This window comes from Limosilactobacillus walteri (genome assembly GCF_014830205.1).
Classification (GTDB): domain Bacteria; phylum Bacillota; class Bacilli; order Lactobacillales; family Lactobacillaceae; genus Limosilactobacillus; species Limosilactobacillus walteri.
The window spans coordinates 14061-32096 of record NZ_QORN01000051.1 but is presented as its reverse complement, the minus strand read 5'-3'; the positions used below and the strand labels follow the sequence as shown (position 1 = coordinate 32096).

At 39.3% G+C, this 18036-nt stretch carries 15 protein-coding genes and 1 tRNA gene; 4 read left to right on the top strand and 12 right to left on the bottom strand.

Annotated elements, in window-relative coordinates:
- Positions 1-231: 231 nt before the first annotated feature.
- The 4 genes from DTK66_RS10125 to DTK66_RS10110 all read right to left on the bottom strand — a co-directional run bounded on the left by DTK66_RS10125 (position 232) and on the right by DTK66_RS10110 (position 4653).
- Positions 232-1419 carry a CPBP family intramembrane glutamic endopeptidase gene (locus DTK66_RS10125; protein ID WP_191668586.1) on the bottom strand — a complete coding sequence of 396 codons (1188 nt, stop codon included), beginning with the start codon at positions 1417-1419 and terminating at the stop codon, positions 232-234.
- 151 nt (positions 1420-1570) lie between these two features.
- Positions 1571-3430, bottom strand: a complete 1860-nt coding sequence (gene rnjA, locus DTK66_RS10120; protein WP_153930507.1) for a ribonuclease J1 — start codon at positions 3428-3430, stop codon at positions 1571-1573.
- Positions 3431-3783: 353 nt separating this feature from the next.
- Positions 3784-4131 (bottom strand): DUF3368 domain-containing protein, encoded by a 348-nt coding sequence (locus DTK66_RS10115; RefSeq protein WP_191668585.1) that lies wholly within the window; start codon positions 4129-4131, stop codon positions 3784-3786.
- Positions 4132-4206: 75 nt separating this feature from the next.
- The gene (locus DTK66_RS10110) at positions 4207-4653 is read right to left on the bottom strand and encodes a MerR family transcriptional regulator (protein ID WP_153930506.1); all 447 of its coding nucleotides are present in this window, start codon (positions 4651-4653) and stop codon (positions 4207-4209) included.
- 134 nt (positions 4654-4787) lie between these two features.
- On the opposite strand from DTK66_RS10110, the gene DTK66_RS10105 reads away from it, so the two are divergent.
- Together DTK66_RS10105 and DTK66_RS10100 are read left to right on the top strand one after the other, a co-directional pair.
- On the top strand, positions 4788-6296 hold the full coding sequence (locus tag DTK66_RS10105; protein ID WP_191668584.1) for an MDR family MFS transporter: 1509 nt from the start codon (positions 4788-4790) through the stop codon (positions 6294-6296).
- Positions 6297-7025, top strand: a complete 729-nt coding sequence (locus DTK66_RS10100) for a DUF4811 domain-containing protein (RefSeq protein WP_191668583.1) — start codon at positions 6297-6299, stop codon at positions 7023-7025.
- A gap of 55 nt (positions 7026-7080) precedes the next feature.
- On the opposite strand, the gene DTK66_RS10095 is transcribed toward DTK66_RS10100, so the two are convergent.
- Both DTK66_RS10095 and DTK66_RS10090 read right to left on the bottom strand, forming a co-directional pair.
- Positions 7081-7953, bottom strand: a complete 873-nt coding sequence (locus tag DTK66_RS10095) for an RluA family pseudouridine synthase (RefSeq protein ID WP_191668582.1) — start codon at positions 7951-7953, stop codon at positions 7081-7083.
- A gap of 63 nt (positions 7954-8016) precedes the next feature.
- Positions 8017-8091: transfer RNA gene (locus tag DTK66_RS10090), tRNA-Asp, on the bottom strand.
- A 152-nt stretch (positions 8092-8243) separates the two neighbouring features.
- Between DTK66_RS10090 and mprF the strand changes: the two genes are divergently transcribed.
- Together mprF and DTK66_RS10080 are read left to right on the top strand one after the other, a co-directional pair.
- On the top strand, positions 8244-10829 hold the full coding sequence (gene mprF / locus DTK66_RS10085) for a bifunctional lysylphosphatidylglycerol flippase/synthetase MprF (RefSeq protein WP_153930503.1): 2586 nt from the start codon (positions 8244-8246) through the stop codon (positions 10827-10829).
- A 174-nt stretch (positions 10830-11003) separates the two neighbouring features.
- On the top strand, positions 11004-11600 hold the full coding sequence (locus DTK66_RS10080) for a helix-turn-helix domain-containing protein (protein ID WP_191668581.1): 597 nt from the start codon (positions 11004-11006) through the stop codon (positions 11598-11600).
- A gap of 144 nt (positions 11601-11744) precedes the next feature.
- On the opposite strand, the gene DTK66_RS10075 is transcribed toward DTK66_RS10080, so the two are convergent.
- The 6 genes from DTK66_RS10075 to DTK66_RS10050 form a co-directional block, all read right to left on the bottom strand.
- Entirely contained in the window at positions 11745-12317 is a 573-nt protein-coding gene (locus DTK66_RS10075; RefSeq protein WP_153930501.1) for a DJ-1 family glyoxalase III, read from the bottom strand.
- Between the two features lie 12 nt (positions 12318-12329).
- On the bottom strand, positions 12330-13316 hold the full coding sequence (locus tag DTK66_RS10070; RefSeq protein ID WP_191668580.1) for an alpha/beta hydrolase: 987 nt from the start codon (positions 13314-13316) through the stop codon (positions 12330-12332).
- A 39-nt stretch (positions 13317-13355) separates the two neighbouring features.
- Complete coding sequence (locus tag DTK66_RS10065) at positions 13356-14909, bottom strand: MFS transporter (protein WP_438268344.1); 1554 nt, start codon at positions 14907-14909, stop codon at positions 13356-13358.
- 116 nt (positions 14910-15025) lie between these two features.
- Positions 15026-15676, bottom strand: a complete 651-nt coding sequence (locus DTK66_RS10060) for a uracil-DNA glycosylase (RefSeq protein ID WP_191668578.1) — start codon at positions 15674-15676, stop codon at positions 15026-15028.
- 12 nt (positions 15677-15688) lie between these two features.
- Positions 15689-17050 carry a threonine/serine exporter family protein gene (locus DTK66_RS10055; protein WP_438268345.1) on the bottom strand — a complete coding sequence of 454 codons (1362 nt, stop codon included), beginning with the start codon at positions 17048-17050 and terminating at the stop codon, positions 15689-15691.
- Between the two features lie 54 nt (positions 17051-17104).
- A complete protein-coding gene (locus tag DTK66_RS10050; RefSeq protein WP_153930497.1) occupies positions 17105-17992 on the bottom strand; it encodes a LysR family transcriptional regulator in 888 nt (295 codons plus the stop codon).
- Between the last annotated feature and the right edge of the window lie 44 nt (positions 17993-18036).

The following is an 18036-nucleotide window of genomic DNA, read 5'->3' as shown; positions in this document are numbered from 1 at the left end:
AACTTGTTATGGTTTTGCCAATCAAAAATTTTTCTTTTTAAGAATCGATTGTATTTTTTCGTAAAAAAATACCCCCTACATTTTTGTAGGAAGTATTTTTAGTCAACCATACCAGTTGACAGATATCCGTTTTTTCATATATTGTAGTATTTTCCCTTTACTAATGTCTGCTTTTACAGCCCTATTTTTGTCAAAATACACCATTTTTCGCTCTGATCAGAGAGCTTATTTTTAATATTGAATCATAAAATCAAACCGCTGGTGTTCACCAGTCAAGCGGTCAACATGGCGTTCCATTACTTGACGACGCTGACCATACATCATCCAGACAGTAATACCGATAAAGACCACTAATTCGATTCCCGTCCCAAGCCAATCTTGATATGTAACCTTGCCTGTCATTAAAGTAGAATCAGATGCAATGAAGGCTGTCCAATCCAACAAAAAGTGCATCACCATTGCTAACCATAACTGACCTGTATAAACGTATACAGTTGCAAAGAAAAGACCAATTCCGGCGGCGCTAATTGCTTGTAAAACTGTCATTGACCATTCCTGTGGCCCATAGTTTGCAAGGTGAACAATTCCAAATAAGATTGAACTCGTAGCAAGAGCTAGCGGCAACCGTTGCTTTAAGTTACGCCAAGCGTAAAATAAAATACCTAGAATGGCAAAACGGAATAATGTCTCCTCCATAACGGCGGCTTCAAATGCGGAAAAAGTAAAGTCCCAAGTAACTTTATGAAAATTAGGCATTTCGCCAGTATTAAAAGCCATAAAAATAATATCAACTAGTACTAATCCAGCAAAGATCCACCAATTAAAATCCCCACTCCAATGAGGTTTTAAACCTGGCCATGATAAGTGCCAAGTCCGCATTACAGTTGTTGTTAAGACAAAAAAAGCAACAGCACCAACAGCTCCTGTTGACAATGCTAACAACAAAAAATTGTTATTAACTAAGTCCGCAGGAAGCGCAATCAAAGGTGTAAACGTAACTTGTGCTAGCCACGCAATGAATAATAACCGCTCAATGCTCCAATGCATTAACTCACCAACTACACTCGCAAACGGCGCAAACATAATGATGTAGTAAAAAATCATCATTGTCACGACCCCGCGTGATGGTAAATGGAGTAATACAATAATCTCACGAACCATAACATCCCAAGCAAAAACTAAAATCAACGGTTGAGTAATTACTTGAAGCCACGCATTTAATTTTTTTACCAACATCGGGATATTAGGAAGCAGTTCAAATGTTAAGCCAATTGCTAAAATTGCAACCATAATTAATAAGGCTAAAGCCATTGTTTGCCGATTAAATTCGTAATTGCGAATCATCATCATTGCTAAAATGACTAGGGTTGCCCCAATTTGTACCCGGTACCAGATCCTCAAATAATCGTTTCCGGTCATTTATCCTCATCCTCTCTGAGAAATATTAAAAAATAATTGCTAAATATGATGATACCAAACAATGCCCTTAGTTTTAAGAACAATCATTCAATTTCTAGTTTAAAACACAAAAGAACTTGCAAGCAAAAAATCTGCAAGTCCTCATTAATAATTATTTAGTTTCGTTAGCTGCTACTGGTTGATTTTCCTTTGTAGCGACCTTCTTTTTAGGATGACGTTGTGGTTTACGGTGGTTGTGATTATTTTGCTGTTCGTTCTTATGTGATTGGTTCTTTTTATTGTTTGGTCGACGATAATGTTGATTTTCTGAACGGTTATTACCATTTAAGATTGTCACCATTGGGATAATCACTGGACGTCGCCCTGTCCGATCATACAAAAGCTTTTGTAACCTGCTGATGATTGTCCGATTTAATACTCGTTGATCAACATGCTTATGATTCTTAAAAGTATTAAGAATTGCCCAGAATACTTCATGGTTAGCAGCCTTAATCAATTCTTGTGATTCATGCATATAAACGAACCCACGCGAAACAATATCAGGTCCAGCAACAATTTGGTAATCCTTTAAGTCAACCACTGCAATCGCCGTAACAACTCCTTCTTCTGAAAGAAGGCGACGTTCGCGAATCTCAGGATTACCAACCGTATCTCCGGCATCCCGACCGTCGATATAAACGTCACTAACGCTATCAATATGATCTGCTACTCGACAGGAATCCTTAGTTAAAGCTAAAACATCACCGTTAGCCAAAACAAAACTGTTTTCCTTAGGTACACCAGTCATCTCTGCTAACTTAGTGTGGATCTTTTGCATCCGATATTCACCATGGACTGGCGCAAAGAATTTAGGCTTCATTAAGCGTAACATAAATTCTTCATCGACCTGACCACCGTGTCCTGATGTATGAATGTTATTAACGTAACCATGAATAACATTAGCGCCGTCTTCTTCAAGCTTGTTAATTAAAGCATTCACGCTCGTTGTATTACCTGGAATTGGATTACTTGAAAAGACAACTGTATCGTCTGGTTGAATTGTAATTTGCCGGTGAGTACCATTAGCAATCCGACTCAGAGCAGCCATTGGTTCCCCCTGCGACCCAGTACACATAATCATTACTTTTTCCGGCGGGTAGTTATTAATTTCATTTTGATCAATTAAAGAGTCCTTAGGGATATTAAGGTACTCTAACTCTTGCCCCGCTGTAATCGCATTTTCCATACTACGACCGAATACCGCAATCTTACGACCCTGAGCAATTGCCGCATCAGATGCTTCACGTAAACGATAAACATTTGAAGCAAATGAAGCAAAGATAATCCGCCCCTTAATACGCTCAAATAATCGCCGAATATGAATGTCAACCCAGCGTTCTGACTTGGTAAATTCTGGGCGTTCCGCATTCGTACTATCAGACGTCAATAAGAGCACCCCATCATCGCCTAGTTTAGCCATCTGTTGAAGGTTTGGTCCCGGTAAATTGCCTACGGGGGTCAAATCAAACTTGAAGTCACCAGTTTGAACAATTGTCCCCTGTGGGGTATGAACGGCAACACCCAACGTATCTGGAATCGAGTGCGTTGTTCTAAAGAAACTCACCCATAATTTTTTAAAGTGAACTTCATCAAACTCATTAATCTCATGCAATTCTGCATTGCGAAGAAGGTGCTTTTCTTCCAGCTTCCCCTTAATTAAGGACATCGCAAATGGTCCTGCATAAATCGGTGCGTTAACCTTTTGCAAGAAGAACGGCAATCCTCCAATGTGGTCTTCATGACCGTGGGTAATGAAAATTCCCTTGATCTTATCCTTGTTTTCAATTAAGTAATCATAATTTTGGATTACATAATCAACCCCAAGCAATTCGTCTTCGGGGAATAAAACCCCACAATCAATAACGATAATCTCATCTTGGAATTGAACACAGTACATATTTTTACCAATTTCGCCAAGACCACCCATGGCGTAAAAGGCAACCTCATTATTCTTAATCTTTAATTTTGCCATAATACCTTTCCCTTTTATAGATTTTTATAACGTTAATTAACGGAATTTTAAGTAGGCCAAAAGAACCGCTTTGTTATTGCAAGGTCGGTCTTTTTTATTATTTACTATATAATTTTGGCGCTTAGTCTATCTATTTAATCCGTACGTAAAACTATTATTATTTTACCACATCTATAAATATGAAGGTAGTAATTGCTTAAGCTTTAAATTAAATCTTATCAACTAAGTTGGAGTAACAAGAAAGGAGAAAAAGCATTGACTCTTTCTCCTTTCTTGTTACTTAGTAAGTATTACCAAAAACTATTGCTTAGATCGCTAGCCGAAGCGGTTATTTTCCTCAATATATTCAATATTCAATCTTCTTCGGGCAGCTTTTCTTCTTTTTCCTGCCAAGCAATCTTCCAATCAACTACTGGTTCCCCATCTTCAAGAAACTTTACCCCTACTAATTGAGTTAAAATTTCTTGATACGCTGGTTTACTAAGACGGTAACTAACATCGACTAACTCGCGATGACCCATAAAATTATTTTCTCGTAAAACTTCATTAATAGTTGACATTACCTCGTTTGAAACATGTGAACTAAGGATTTCTAAGCTTCCTTTTTCATATTGGTCAACATAAAAATTAATAAATGAATTTAAAGCCGTTTCTTTGGCATCAGCCTTTAATTCACCGTAACTTAAACCCGTTGTAGTCACTTGTGGTCGTCCCTTTCTAATTGCTTTCCTTTATCTACCTAGTTCAACCATACCACAAAGATAACAAGACGTTAATTATTCGTTATTTAGCGGACGTAAGTGAAGACTTGTATTATTCCGATTGATTGTTGCATAGACCTCTTTAGTCGGGTCATCGGCCAGAGGTCCTAATTTAATCTCTCCCTCTTTTTCACCAGTCTGCTTTATCTCCAATATGCAATCCGTAATAAAACGTTCGAATACACGATGAAGTTCACGCCGTTGTTGTTCTTTCTTTACCGCCATCGTCAAAGTGTATCCCTGATCAAGAAAAAGCTTTATGGTAAAGGCTTGAAAAATGGTGGGTAGGCTAAAATAATGATTTTTATTCTGGTCATCCTGTTCAGATTGGATATACCCTTTCTTCTCCCAGTATCGTAATTGACTTGTCGAAACACCAGTTACCCGTGATACCTCAGTCATACTAACCTTTAGCTGTTTACTAACGATCATTTTTCTAACCTGATTTGAAACTCGGTCCATTGTTCTCCTCCAAACTAAATTCTATGCTATAAATTATAGGAAAACCGTCAACTTTGTCAAATAATTTGACAAAGATATCAGATAGTATTATATTTTTCACATTGCTAAAAATTCTTAAAAGGAGGATTCTAGTAGTGAATCAAGCGCAACAGCCTGTTGATATTAATGGTAAAGCATACAATCGCTCCTTAATGGTCTTTATTCTATTAATCGGAGCTTTTTGTACTATTTTAAACCAAACCATTTTATCAACAGCATTCCCAGCATTAATGGATGCTTTTAATATTAGCACTTCAACAGTTCAATGGTTAACTACTGGTTTTTTAATGGTTAATGGAATTATGATTCCAGTCAGTGCCTACCTTACCAGTCGCTTTAATACTAAAAGTCTTTTTATTATTGCAATGTCAATTTTTGAACTTGGTACTATTATGGCATGGTTAGCACCTTCGTTTGCGGTTCTCTTATTAGGACGACTTGTTCAAGCGGTTGGTGTCGGTATTAACATGCCGCTAATGCAAAATATCATGTTAACCGTCTATCCACCAGAAAAGCGGGGCGCAGCCATGGGGATTAACGGATTAGTAATTGGATTAGCCCCTGCAATTGGTCCTGCCCTATCCGGATGGGTTATTGACACATTTAGCTGGCGGTGGCTCTTCGGCATGATTGCTCCGATTGCAGCAGCAGTTATTATTAGTAGTATTTTTACCGTTAAAAATGTTATTCCTAATGCTAAACCACACCTTGATTGGTTCTCGGTTATTATTTCCACGTTTGGTTTTGGGAGCATGCTTTACGGTTTCTCTAGCGTTGGTGATAAAGGCTGGACAAATCCGGTAGTTATTACAACGATTATCGTTGGAGCAATTCTGGTCGTCTTCTTAGTAATGCGGCAAAATAAATTAGATGAACCATTCCTTGAATTTAAGGTCTTTGAGAGTAAAGAATTCTCACTTGCTACAATTTTGAGTTCTATTGTAATGATGGCAATGGTGGGGGTAGAATTTGTTATTCCGCTTTACCTCCAAATTATTCATGGGATGTCGGCCTTTCATTCTGGGCTTACCCTCTTATTCGGGGCCCTCTTTATGGGATTCATGAGTCCAATTACCGGGAACTTATTTGACCGTCATGGTGCTAAGCGATTAGCTTTTACCGGAATGTTCATTCTAAGTGTTGGTACCATTCCGTTTGCACTTGTTACTCGCGATACACCAACGATTTATATTATCTTCTTATATGCCGTGCGGATGTTTGGTATTTCAATGGTTATGATGCCGGTCACAACTGCCGGAATGAACTCTCTACCTTACAGACTTATCTCTCATGGTACTGCGGTTAACAATACGGTTCGCCAAGTTGCTACCTCTGTTGGGACGGCAATTATGATTTCAGTATTAACTAATGTTACAAACAGCAATAAACCAGCACACGCCCTTCTTGTTCAAGCACCATTACAATATAAGTCCAAGATGTTTGATGCTACTTTAATGGGTTATCATGCTGCCTTTTGGTTCGCTGTCGCCTTCTCATTAATCGGTCTTTTCTTAACATTATTCGTTACAAACGGTAATGGAATTCATGTCCGAATCGATAGTGATGATATTGCTGGCTCTTCAGACAAGGGAGGTGCTAAGTAAATGGTTATTATTTTAACCTTTTTAGGGGCAATATTCTTCTTCGCCTGCATGATGTTTATTCAGCGTAAAAACCTCCGAATACTTCTCGCAACTATTACTGGCATCATTTTCATTGGTTCAACAACCTTGATGACCTTAAATTACAGTCACCATTTTGGGATGCACCAAGTCACTACAACTACAAGCAAGCGTATTTACTCTGCATCTAATTCATCGATGCCCCTTGCGTTGTATCAACCAATTGGTAAAAGCGGTCAAGATGATGTTTATCTCTATAACACCAAGCAACGACAAAAAACACCTGACCATACACAAGCAAATGAGTATACTAATAGCAAAATTAAGTGGACAAAAAATACCACCCCACGTTTGGTAACCACTGAAACACGCTGGCAGTATAAAAATAATTTCTATAAAGTTTTATATGCTTGGTCAGGGATGGATAACACCCTTGTTAAGCGGACAAACACTCTTGAATATCCGCAGTCATATGTCAAAATAACAACTAACCAAGCTAAAAAGCTCAATAAACTTGCCAATTCCTCTGCTGGTAAACAAATGCAGGCGCAATCCCTAGCACAAGGCCGTGCATTTGTTACCGCAAAAGTACAAGCAGCCATGGCCAAAAATCCACAAATGACAGCAAGCCAAATTCAAGAAGTTTCAGCCCAAGCCGAACAAGAATTTCAATCACAAAGCGTAAAGAAGATTTTAAGTCAAATTAAATAACTAAAAGAGGTCGATGAAAATTTTCACCGGCCTCTTTTAGCTTCAAATTGCAAATTTATTTATTTTGGTCAAAAGTCATTGGTAATTCAGACGTAAACGTCATTTGCTTAAGGGTAAACGGATCTTTAAAACTAAGTTTACTAGCATGTAATAACTGATGGGTGAATTTACTGGTATTCCCGCCATATAAATGGTCACCAATTAAAGGATGCCCAATTGAGGCAAAGTGAACCCGAATCTGGTGGGTACGTCCTGTATGTAATCGGACCCGCACTTGCGTCCAATCGTTTCCCTGCTTTTCTACCCAATATTCAGTTAATGCTGGTTGACCATTTGCATCTATTACCCGGGAAATTTCTCCCTCACGACGAGCAATCGGTTGATCTATTTTACCATGGTCGGCATTGAGATGTCCTTCAACCAATGCTGTGTATTCTTTTAGCATCGTGTGCTGCTGCACTTGCTGACTAATCATACTTGAAGCAATATGATGCTTAGCCACTAATAACAGGCCACCAGTAAACCGATCCAACCTCGTAATTAAATGCGGACGAAGATCAGACGACCCGGTGGCTATCAAGTAGCCCTTTACACGGTTTAATACTGTATCATTCTTTACTGTCGGACCAGGAATAGAAGTTACTCCCACTGGTTTGTCAATCACTAGCCAATTATTATCCTCATAAACAATATTTAATGATTCCTCACTAATGGCTACCGAATCATCGGGTGCTTCCGGCTGCGCTTTAATCGTTAGTGGTTGATGGGGTAAAATCTTAGTCGTTGGGCGGACAATACGATGATCAACTAGAAACGCGCCTTCACCATTTTTCAGGTCATTAAATAACCGGTGTCCCATCCCCAGTGACTGCAAATACTTTTTTATTTTAATTGGTTCATCGCCTTGGTATACCCATGTGTTTTCCATTAGTTTCCTCCTCTTTTAGATACAAAAAAAGCTGGGATATCCCAGCTCTCTGAAAACTATATACGGTCCGTACGAGACTCGAACTCGTGATCTCATCCGTGACAGGGATGCGTCCTAAACCAACTAGACCAACGGACCATTTAACAACAAATAAAAGTATACGAAACTTTAGAGTATTAGTCAACAACTAAATTGAAATTAATTTCTAAAATTCATTTTTCCTATTAGTATCGCCAGTATCTGCAATAGTTTATAATAAAAGTACTATTTATTTTAAGGAGGAGTTTTTAATGCAGCAGTTGGGCAAACGCCTATTAAACTGGTGGTCAAAATATTCAAAAATAATAAAAGTCGTTTTTGTAACCTCAGTTTTAGTATTCGTAATTCTTGCATTAGGTAACTTTTTTAAAACTGTTAAATGGCATGAAGTTGGAGCTGGTTTAGCCAATCTATCATGGGAAAATATCATAACCTTATTAATTGCTGGTTGTGTTGCAGTCATTCCGATGTTAGGTTATGACTTTGCAATCACCCACTTATTACCGGGAAAATTTAAATTGTCATATATTATTCGCTGTGGGTGGATAACTAATACCTTAACTAATATTGCGGGATTCGGGGGGATTCTTGGGTCAACCTTACGAGCTTATTTTTATCGTAAAAACGCAACTAAAAAGGAAATTTTACTAGCAATTTCAAAAATTGCTGTTTTTCTCTTATCAGGGTTATCTGTTCTTTGTTGGGTTGCCTTAATCATCATGTTCGTTTTTCATGATGGTGGTCATTTTAACCAATATGCTATTTGGCTTGTTGGTGGCGGATTATACTTCCCAGTTGTGTTTTACATTACGGTTATTCACAAGAACAAGCTATTCAAGGATGTTACTCCTAAGGTCGGTCTCTTTTTAGTTACAAGTTCAACTTGCGAATGGTTATTCGTTGCCCTCTTCTTTCTCCTTGTTGGATGGTGCCTAGGAATTCGGCATAATCTCATTAGTGTTTTACCGTTATATGTTGTTGCACAAGTATTAGGGGTCCTATCAATGATTCCAGGTGCATTAGGATCATTTGACCTCTTAATGATGCTGGAATTATCCCTACTTGGCGTACCACGGGCAACGTCGGTAATTTGGCTATTGTTATTCCGGATTTTCTACTACATCGTTCCGCTTATCATTGCCGGCATTTCATTCTTGCATAATTTAGCGCACCAAGTGAATACGTTCTTCGATGGTTTGCCAGTTTTGATGGTTCGGAAAGCTGCCTATTTCCTAATCACAACATTTATGTATGTTTCAGGAATCTTAATGCTGATTACAGCTTCCATTCCTGATATTACCGCCCAAAACAAAATTATTGCGCGACTCTATCCTTATACTTTCTTTTTCCTACACCAATTAACTACCATTCTATTCGCCCTAGCAATGCTCGCATGTGCACGGGGTTTACAATCAAAAGTGAAGAAAGCATATTTACCAACTTTGATCTTACTAGTCATTGGTATCGCTAATACTATTTGGAACTTAGGGACATGGAGCTTAACGATCTATCTTAGCATCGTTCTGGTTTTAGTTTTGCTATCCAGACATGTTCTTTACCGCCAGAAATTAGAATACTCCATTGGCAAGTTCGCTATTGATAGTCTTATCTTCGCTGGGGCTTGTGTCCTTTACGTTATTGTCGGCGTAATTAATGCTCCGCAATATTCAAGCAAGCATCACATTCCAGATTTTCTCTTCTTCCCTGGAGAAAAAATCTGGCTTTCAGGGTTATTCGGATTATTATTAGGTCTCCTGCTAATCTTTGTCATCCTTAAATACTTCATGGCAGGTTATGATCCATTTAGTATGCCGCCAGTCTTTAATGCTAACCGAATTCGTAACGTTATAAAGGAATATGGCGGCAATGAAACTAGTCACCTTGCCTTCTTGCGAGATAAGGCGCTCTATTATTACACTGTTGACGATCATGATAAGCTCTTCTTTATGTATCGGCGAAAATATGACCGGCTTGTCGTCATGGGTGATCCCGTTGGTGACAAAGATAGCTGGCGTCCCGCGCTTCGTCAATTTGTAAGAGAAGCAGATAAATACGGCTATCAGTTAGTCTTTTACGAAGTGTCGAGCGATATGACAATGCTGCTCCACGAATTTGGTTTTGACTTCATTAAGACCGGAGAAACGGGACTGGTAAAACTAGCTGACTTCACCCTCGCTGGCAAAAAGCAACGGTCCCAGCGCGCTTTGATGCATAAGTTTGATCGGGAAGGATACACCTTCTCTGTTGAAAAGCCACCATTTAGTAAGGAATTGTTAGCAGAAATGAAAAAAGTTTCTGATAGTTGGTTAGGCAATGAAACTGAAAAAGGATTCTCCCTCGGTTATTTCGATCCATACTATATTAATCAAGCTCCTGTAGGTGTTGTTCGTGATAAGGACGGTAAGATGGTAGCATTTGCGACCTTTATGCCAACCGGCAGTAAAGAAATCCTTACTATTGACCTGATGCGCCACAGTAAAGATGCTCCTTCTGGAATTATGGATAAGATTTTTATTAGTATGTTCCAATATGGTCAAGAAAATGGCTATGCCTACTTTGACCTCGGCATGGCGCCACTGGCAAATGTTGGTGAATCACAATTTAGTTTTATTGAAGAAAAGGCGGCCCATTTTATTTATGAGTATGGCTACCACCTCTATGGTTTCCAGGGGCTGCGACGCTATAAAGATAAATACGCAACTGCTTGGTACTCTCGTTACACAGCCTTCCGAAAGAAAAATTCAATTATCGCAACCATGATGATCCTTGTCAGTGTTGTTAACCAACGGGTCGATCAACAAACTCATCGTTCTATCTTTTGGTGGTTAAATAAATAAACGCACACTATTAGATTAAGCTTTTAGCACATGAAAGCCCTCAGCAAGATTCAAATCTACTGGGGACTTCTTTTATTGTCCTAAACTACTGGCATATCAATAATGCAAAGGACCATTGCTAGGCTTCAATTTATAAATAAAATATACTTATCCTAAAAAGAAAGAGGGAACACAATGGAATTTGGTAACCGAATCAAAGAACAACGAAAGAAGCTAAAATTAACACAAGCTGAAGTCGCCAATCAGCTATATATTACGCGCCAAACGATCTCTAATTGGGAACAAGGAAAAAGTTATCCTGATTTAGATATGCTTGTTAAAATTAGCAACGTATATCAGATTTCAATTGATTCTCTTTTGAAGGAGGATAAACATTTGAAAAAATACTTAGAACAAGGAAAAGCTTATAATGCCTTTAGCGTTTTTAGAGGGTTATTTTTTATAATGTATGGCTTGTTTTTCTTGATGATTAATTATCTTGACACTAATTCAACAATCGCTGAATTTTACATATATGCTTTTTTAAGTATTTTTATTATTGCTATTCTTTATGGGGAACACGTAGAGCCATTTTTTCTTGGTCTGGATAAACGAAAAAGAAAGAAGACTTATCTCCGGTCTTCCCCAGTCGGTAAAATATTTCTGTTAATAATAGCGATCAATATTATTAGTATGGTAATTAGCCATAACGAGTATTTAGAAGCACTACTTTTCTTTCTTGTCGGATTAATGAATATCTTTCAAAAATATATGTGGAAAAATAAAAGCTAGATAGTTTCCTCAAAAGCTGTAACACAAATAGGGTTCACTTCATTCGGCCGGACCGGTGAAGTGAACCCTATTTTCTAGTTTTGAATATTACCAACGATGGTCAGCCTAGCCGATTAACTTAGCTAACATTATTTCCCGGGTAATTTATCGTTGATCCATTAAATAATCATAAAGCATTTCGTGTTTGATTTTATCAGTATTATAACCGAGTACTGTTGCGATTTGGTAAGCAAACGCTAATGCCGTTGCTGGTCCCCGACTGGTAATAATTTTCCCATCTTGGTCTACAACAGTGATATCAGTTTTAAAGTTTGCCGTTGGCGCAACTTTAGCAATTTCCTCATTAATCCCTGGAAAACAGGTGTAATTATGATTATCTAACAGACCGTAACGTGCTAGTGCAATTGGCGCAGCACACATGGCAGCATCCCATTTATTTTCCGCATTGCGCTTTTGCATCAGCTTCATTAAGCGATCATTATCACGTAGCTTCTGAGCACCGCCACGTCCTCCTGGGAAGGCAACTACATCATAGTCTAAAAGCCGATCGTCCATTATTTCATCACAAGTTAATTCGATCCCATGCGCGCCAGGAACATGGATATCTTCTAAACCAACCATCGTCGTATCAATTCCCATTCGCCGAAGAACATCAACAATCGTTAATCCTTCTACTTCTTCACAACCTGGTGCAAAAACTACCGCAACTTTTGGCAAAATATCACCTCATTAATCATTGATAATAGTAACAACTTGTTCCATTACAGCTTTCGCTTCGGGAAGCTGATAGAGTGGATAGATATGAAATAGGCCGCGACCAACGCCAAAGCGGACTGGAATCCCCGCCTCACGCAGTCTTTGAACAAATAGGGTTGCATCGGGATACATAATCTCCTTTGTGCCTACAAAAATTGTCACATCCCTTAACTGGTCAAAGTTACCATAAAGGGGACTTAATCGATAGTCACGGTGACCCGTATCACCAGCCCACATCGTACCGATTTTGCGTAAACCACTCACTGCTAGTGTAACATCACATGCAGCATATTTGTTAATAACGGGGTTAGTTAAATCAAGATCAAGCCATGGAGAAAATAAAATCAAATGTCCCGGCTGAGGAAGGCCCTTTTTACCGAGATATTCACAAAAGCCAGCAGCTAAACCACCACCAGCAGAATCGCCCATTATAGTAATATGACTGGCTGGAACTAAATTGTAGAGCTGATTATACAAGGTCGCAATCTCTTGGTAAGCTTGCTGATAAGTTGCTTGAGGAACTAAAGAATAAATCGGTACATAAACTTTGGCCCCACTCTCCTTTGCCAACCGGTCTAGGTATTGCCAATGAGTCTTATCAGGGCGCTGGACATATGCCCCTCCTGTTAAATAAAGGACTACTTTTTGTTCATTTGTCCGTTCATTTAATACAAAAGTTGTTAATCCCTGATCCATAAATTGTCGTCTATTAACTTTCGTTTGAACTGACGGTAAATAAACCGGGGCAGTATTATCAATACGTGCATTGCTAATCATTGCATCAAACTTATTATCTTCTGCTAAATCTGCTTTAAAGCCACTTAGCTGGATGCCCAATTCAACAAGGGTCGCCTTATTTGAACGGTGTTCTCCACATCGCCGTAAATCTCGTAGACTGCTTTCAAGGTTATTAGCCAGATGACTAGCAACTTGAGCATTAAATTTTTTTATTTTCTCCACAAAAATTAGCTCTCCTTATTCTCTTAACTATTATTACTACTATCGTATCACGGTTTTTGACTCTGGTTTCTTAAAATTGCCTAAAGCAGTTTGCGCTTCTTGTCGACAATGGTTTTTCCACCCTAATGAAATAACTAAAATTAGTGCAATAACAATTAAGATAACAGCAGCAACAATAATGTTATGATATCCCGAATACAAAATTGTCCGCATCGTCGGTAATAACGATGATGGCAAGTTGCCAGCGGTTTTAGCATTAGATAGTTGATTAAGCATCTTAAGGGTAATGTCATGGTGAGTCTGAACACCACGGAATAACTCTTGGTTAAGAATCACCCCATAGACTGCAGACATCAAAGTCTGACTAAGAATCCGTAAAAGATAACCGAGTGATGTAGCAATCGGCACATCACGCAGTTCCGCATCAGTTTGAACGTTTATTTGTAAAATATTAAATACCAGTCCAACACCAAAACCCTCAAACGCTCCCATAATCAAAAGCAACCAAAATGGTGTGTGCTGTCCGCCAATCATAATCCCTAAATATGCAATAAAAATAGACGCGGCCCCACAAGTGACAATCCAATACTTTCCCCATCGGTCTTGAAGAAACGGTACTAATTCAGAACCGATAAAATTCGTCACCGCTCCTGGGATCTGGGTCATCCCGCCAAGCAGGGCACTAAGGCCTAAAATTCCTTGTGCCCACATTGGAATATAGGTCACAAAAGCAATGAATGAACCCCAAATAATCACAAATAAGGTAAAATCAATTACTAATTCCCGATTTTTAAATAGGCGGCTTGGAACAATCGGATCAACCGCCTTATTGTCAATTTTAGCCATCCATGCTAAAAGCAAAAAGCCAACAATCATTAACCCTGTAACTATAATTCCCGAAGCAGAACCAATTAATTGAACAGCAACGAGGATCATTACCAAGCTAACAACTAAAAGACTGGCTCCTAAATAATCGACTGGCTTACCGGCAGCTTGCATTTTAACATTCTTATAAAACAAGCTAACAATCGTAATTGCTATAAGCGCAATCGGCACATTAACATAAAAGACCCAGTGCCAGCTCAAGGCATCAACAATCCATCCCCCTAATAAAGGGCCGATAATCGAGGCAGTCCCAAAACAAGCACTAGCAATTCCCAGAACCTCTGCGCGCTTTTTTAGGTTTTCATATAATTCCGCAAAAACAATAAACGGGATAGTGTTCATCCCACCTGCTCCGATTCCCATAACGGTCCGGGCGATGATAAACCAGAGAATGTTGGGCGCTAATCCTTGAAAAATCGCTCCTATCAGAAACAATGAAGTAGCAGTAATATATGCCTGCTTATTTCCCTTATGCTCACCAAACTTACTCCATAGCGGGGTTGCTACTGCCATTCCCAAAAGAAAAGTAGCAATAATCCATCCCATATATTGTAAACCATGAAGATCACTCGTAATCGCTGGTAAGGCTGTATTGACGATTGTCCCGTCCATCCCTGCCATAATATTAGATAATAATAGCGCTCCTGTAACGATTGTTCGCCGTTGCTGTTGTTCCAATTTATCATCTCCTCTTAGATATTTTGTCATATTCGGCAACAATAGAGCCCCTAGCGCTCGGCTTTGCCAGAACGTTAGAGGCTATCGGTTACTTTAATTTCAAACTGTACATCATTATACGACGATTATCAGTAAATGTATAATTGTTATTTAATTTCTTTTATTTGCTGGCCAAGTCGTTGCCAGTCTGCCTTAATAGTCGGTTCTAACCGCCGAGCATAAAGGACTGCAGCAGGATGATACATCGGCATAATCCAATACTTTTCTGTCGTCAGTTGGTAGCCGTCATGCTGCTCATTAGCTTGTTGAATTGGTTCGTGGAGCAATTGCCCATGCAATTCACCAATATTCGCCTTATTCCCAAGCAAGCGTTGCAACGCCGTATTGCCTAGTGGAACAATTATACGTGGCTGAACAGTTGCCAATTCCCAATCAAACAATGGCGCAAATGCCAGCACTTCTTTTTTAGTTGGCGTTCGATTAGGATGTTTTTCAACGATCTCGCCAGTTTTCTTATCACGAACACGTTTAATACTGTAAGGGCGTTTTCGTACCACACTTGTTATATATACGGTTGACCGTGAATAACCGATTGATTCAATGAAGCCCATTAACTCCTGACCGGATGCTCCAGAAAATGGAATATCTACCTGTTCTTCATGTCGTCCTGGTGCTTCTCCCACCAGCATTAAATCAGGTTTTAGCGGTCCCTGCCCTGCAACAAAACCAGTTAGCTGCCGGTCAGCTGTCTTTGCTGTTACCTCTGCTAATAACTCCGGTGGATACTCTGCAATCATATAACGGCCTCCTTATCCATTATGGCGCCACTTGGAATCTGTAAGAATACGTGCAGCAATTAAGCCCATTGGTAAAAATACTACAATCATTAGTGCTTTGGTCATCCATAATGTTCCCACACTAATCGAGGTCAGTCCAATATTATACATTGCACGGTACATATATAGTCCAGGAACCATAATAACAATCGAAGGTACCGTAATTGAAATTTGCGGGTACTGAATTTTTTTCTTAACGACTGAAGCAAGCAGTCCAGCAACTAATGCTCCAAGAAAGGCCGCGGCTCCCGCTGGAATTCCGGTTAAGTCTGTTAACTCAAGACGAAGGGTATTAGCAATCGCACCAATGCAGCCTGCTGTTGCCGCCATCTTTGGCGTACTGTTAAACATAATCGAAAAGCCAAAGACCCCACAAAAACTTGCCGGGACCCGTAATAAAAACATCATTAATGCTGATAATGGCAAAGTCGGAAAGTTTTCTGGCCGCAGATTAACCATCAAGGCAACAATCCATCCAACTAAGGTGGCAACCGTAATAATTGCAATCGCATAGGTCATCCGCTCTAGACCCGACCGCATATCAAGTTTTGAGATATCCAGGCCGCTGGTAATAAAAGGGAATCCGGGGATGATAAATAGCATCGCGCCAATATATCCCGCTTCATGACGAGAACTAACATTGAATGTTAATTGCATTAAACTCAATGCTAATAGGTAGGATAAGCAGGCAACTGCCACCGCAACTGCAACGCCGGCAAATAAGGTAATGTGCCGATCAATCAATTTGCGCCGAACATAATTACCGAGACCCGCGCCAATGAAGCTACAGAACATTTCAACCGGACCGCCACCCAGTAGGAATACAAAGGCGCTACAGGCAAGAGCCGCGGCTAACCCGACTTGATAAGGCGCATAGTTTCCTTTTGAATGGGCAATTTCTTCTAATCGGGCATGAATTTCTCCAATCGTCATCTCACTCCCCTGTTTATCAAATTCCTTGATAAAACGTTCCATCTTGGAGAGCTTGGTTGTGTTGACGCTCGTACTAGGGAGGGAGATTGCTTGCGTATAGCTATGATGGGCATCCATACAAGTATATTCAAGCGAAACTAAACCAATATCAACTGAACAAGTCATTTTAAGCGTCCGCGCAACAGTATTCATCGAGTCACGAACCCGCCATGCCCCTGTACCATAAGAAAGCATCATCAACCCAATCCGACCAACTATTGCTGCTCGTTCAATTAAGTTTGCCTCATACGCGGGGGTAAAATTATCATTTGTAAAAAAATCATGCCATGGAATCGCCATATGGTGCTTATCTGACAAGTGTTCAGTCGGTTCAAAATCATTTGTCGTTGTATCGTTATCCATACTCAAGCCAATCAAACTCCTTCATCAATTCTCCTAACTATTATACGGCGGTTGTCAAGCTTTGGGGGTAATTTTCTTTAGTTGTGAAACTAATTGCTGTTCGTCCGCACTCAAAATATAATCTTCACGCGTTGCAACCGATATGTAGAATTTTTCTGGAATCGGGTCAGTTATCTTTAAGGCTACAATTCCCGGTTCATCTTTAACCGCGTCCTCAACCATTAAACTGATACCTTTATTTTGGCGAACCAATTCCTTAATCCACGAAATATTAGGAACTTTGTATACTGCCGTTCGCGGTTTTATCTGTGCATAGGTACAATAAGCTTGAAACGCCGCCTTGTGAACATATTGTTGGTCATAATTAATAAATAATTCATTTGTCAAATCACGGAAACTAACTTGTTTTCGTTTGGCAAGCGGATTATCAGTGCTTACAATTACACTAAACGGTCTTGTTGTAATTAATTCCGCAAAAATTCCCAGCTGATTAATCGGTGCAGTTGATCCCAGCATTGCAATATCTAATTTGCCGGCTTGTAATTGCGCTAAAAGGTCATGAGAACCAACCGAAACTATTCTTATTCGCTGTAAAAGGCTCTTAGAAAAATTCCCAACAATCTGTGAGATATACATTTTCCCAATTATCGGCGGTAACCCAAATTTAATCTGTCGCTGATCAGAGCGAACGATTTCTTGATGAGCAATATCAATTTTATTGTTTATTGCAAGTGCCTTTTTATATAGCAATTGACCGCTACGTGTAATCATCTCATCTCGATGAACGCGGTCTTTACGCACCAGTTTGGTGTCAAATTCTTGTTCAAGGCGACGAATCGCTTGAGTAATACTGGGTTGGGAGACATTAAAGTAATTTGCTACTTGGGTATAATTTTTCAGTTTTACCAACATAACAAAATATTGTAAATCACGAGTGTTCATCGTCTTAACCCTTTCTTAAACTAAATAATATCTTTATCTTACGT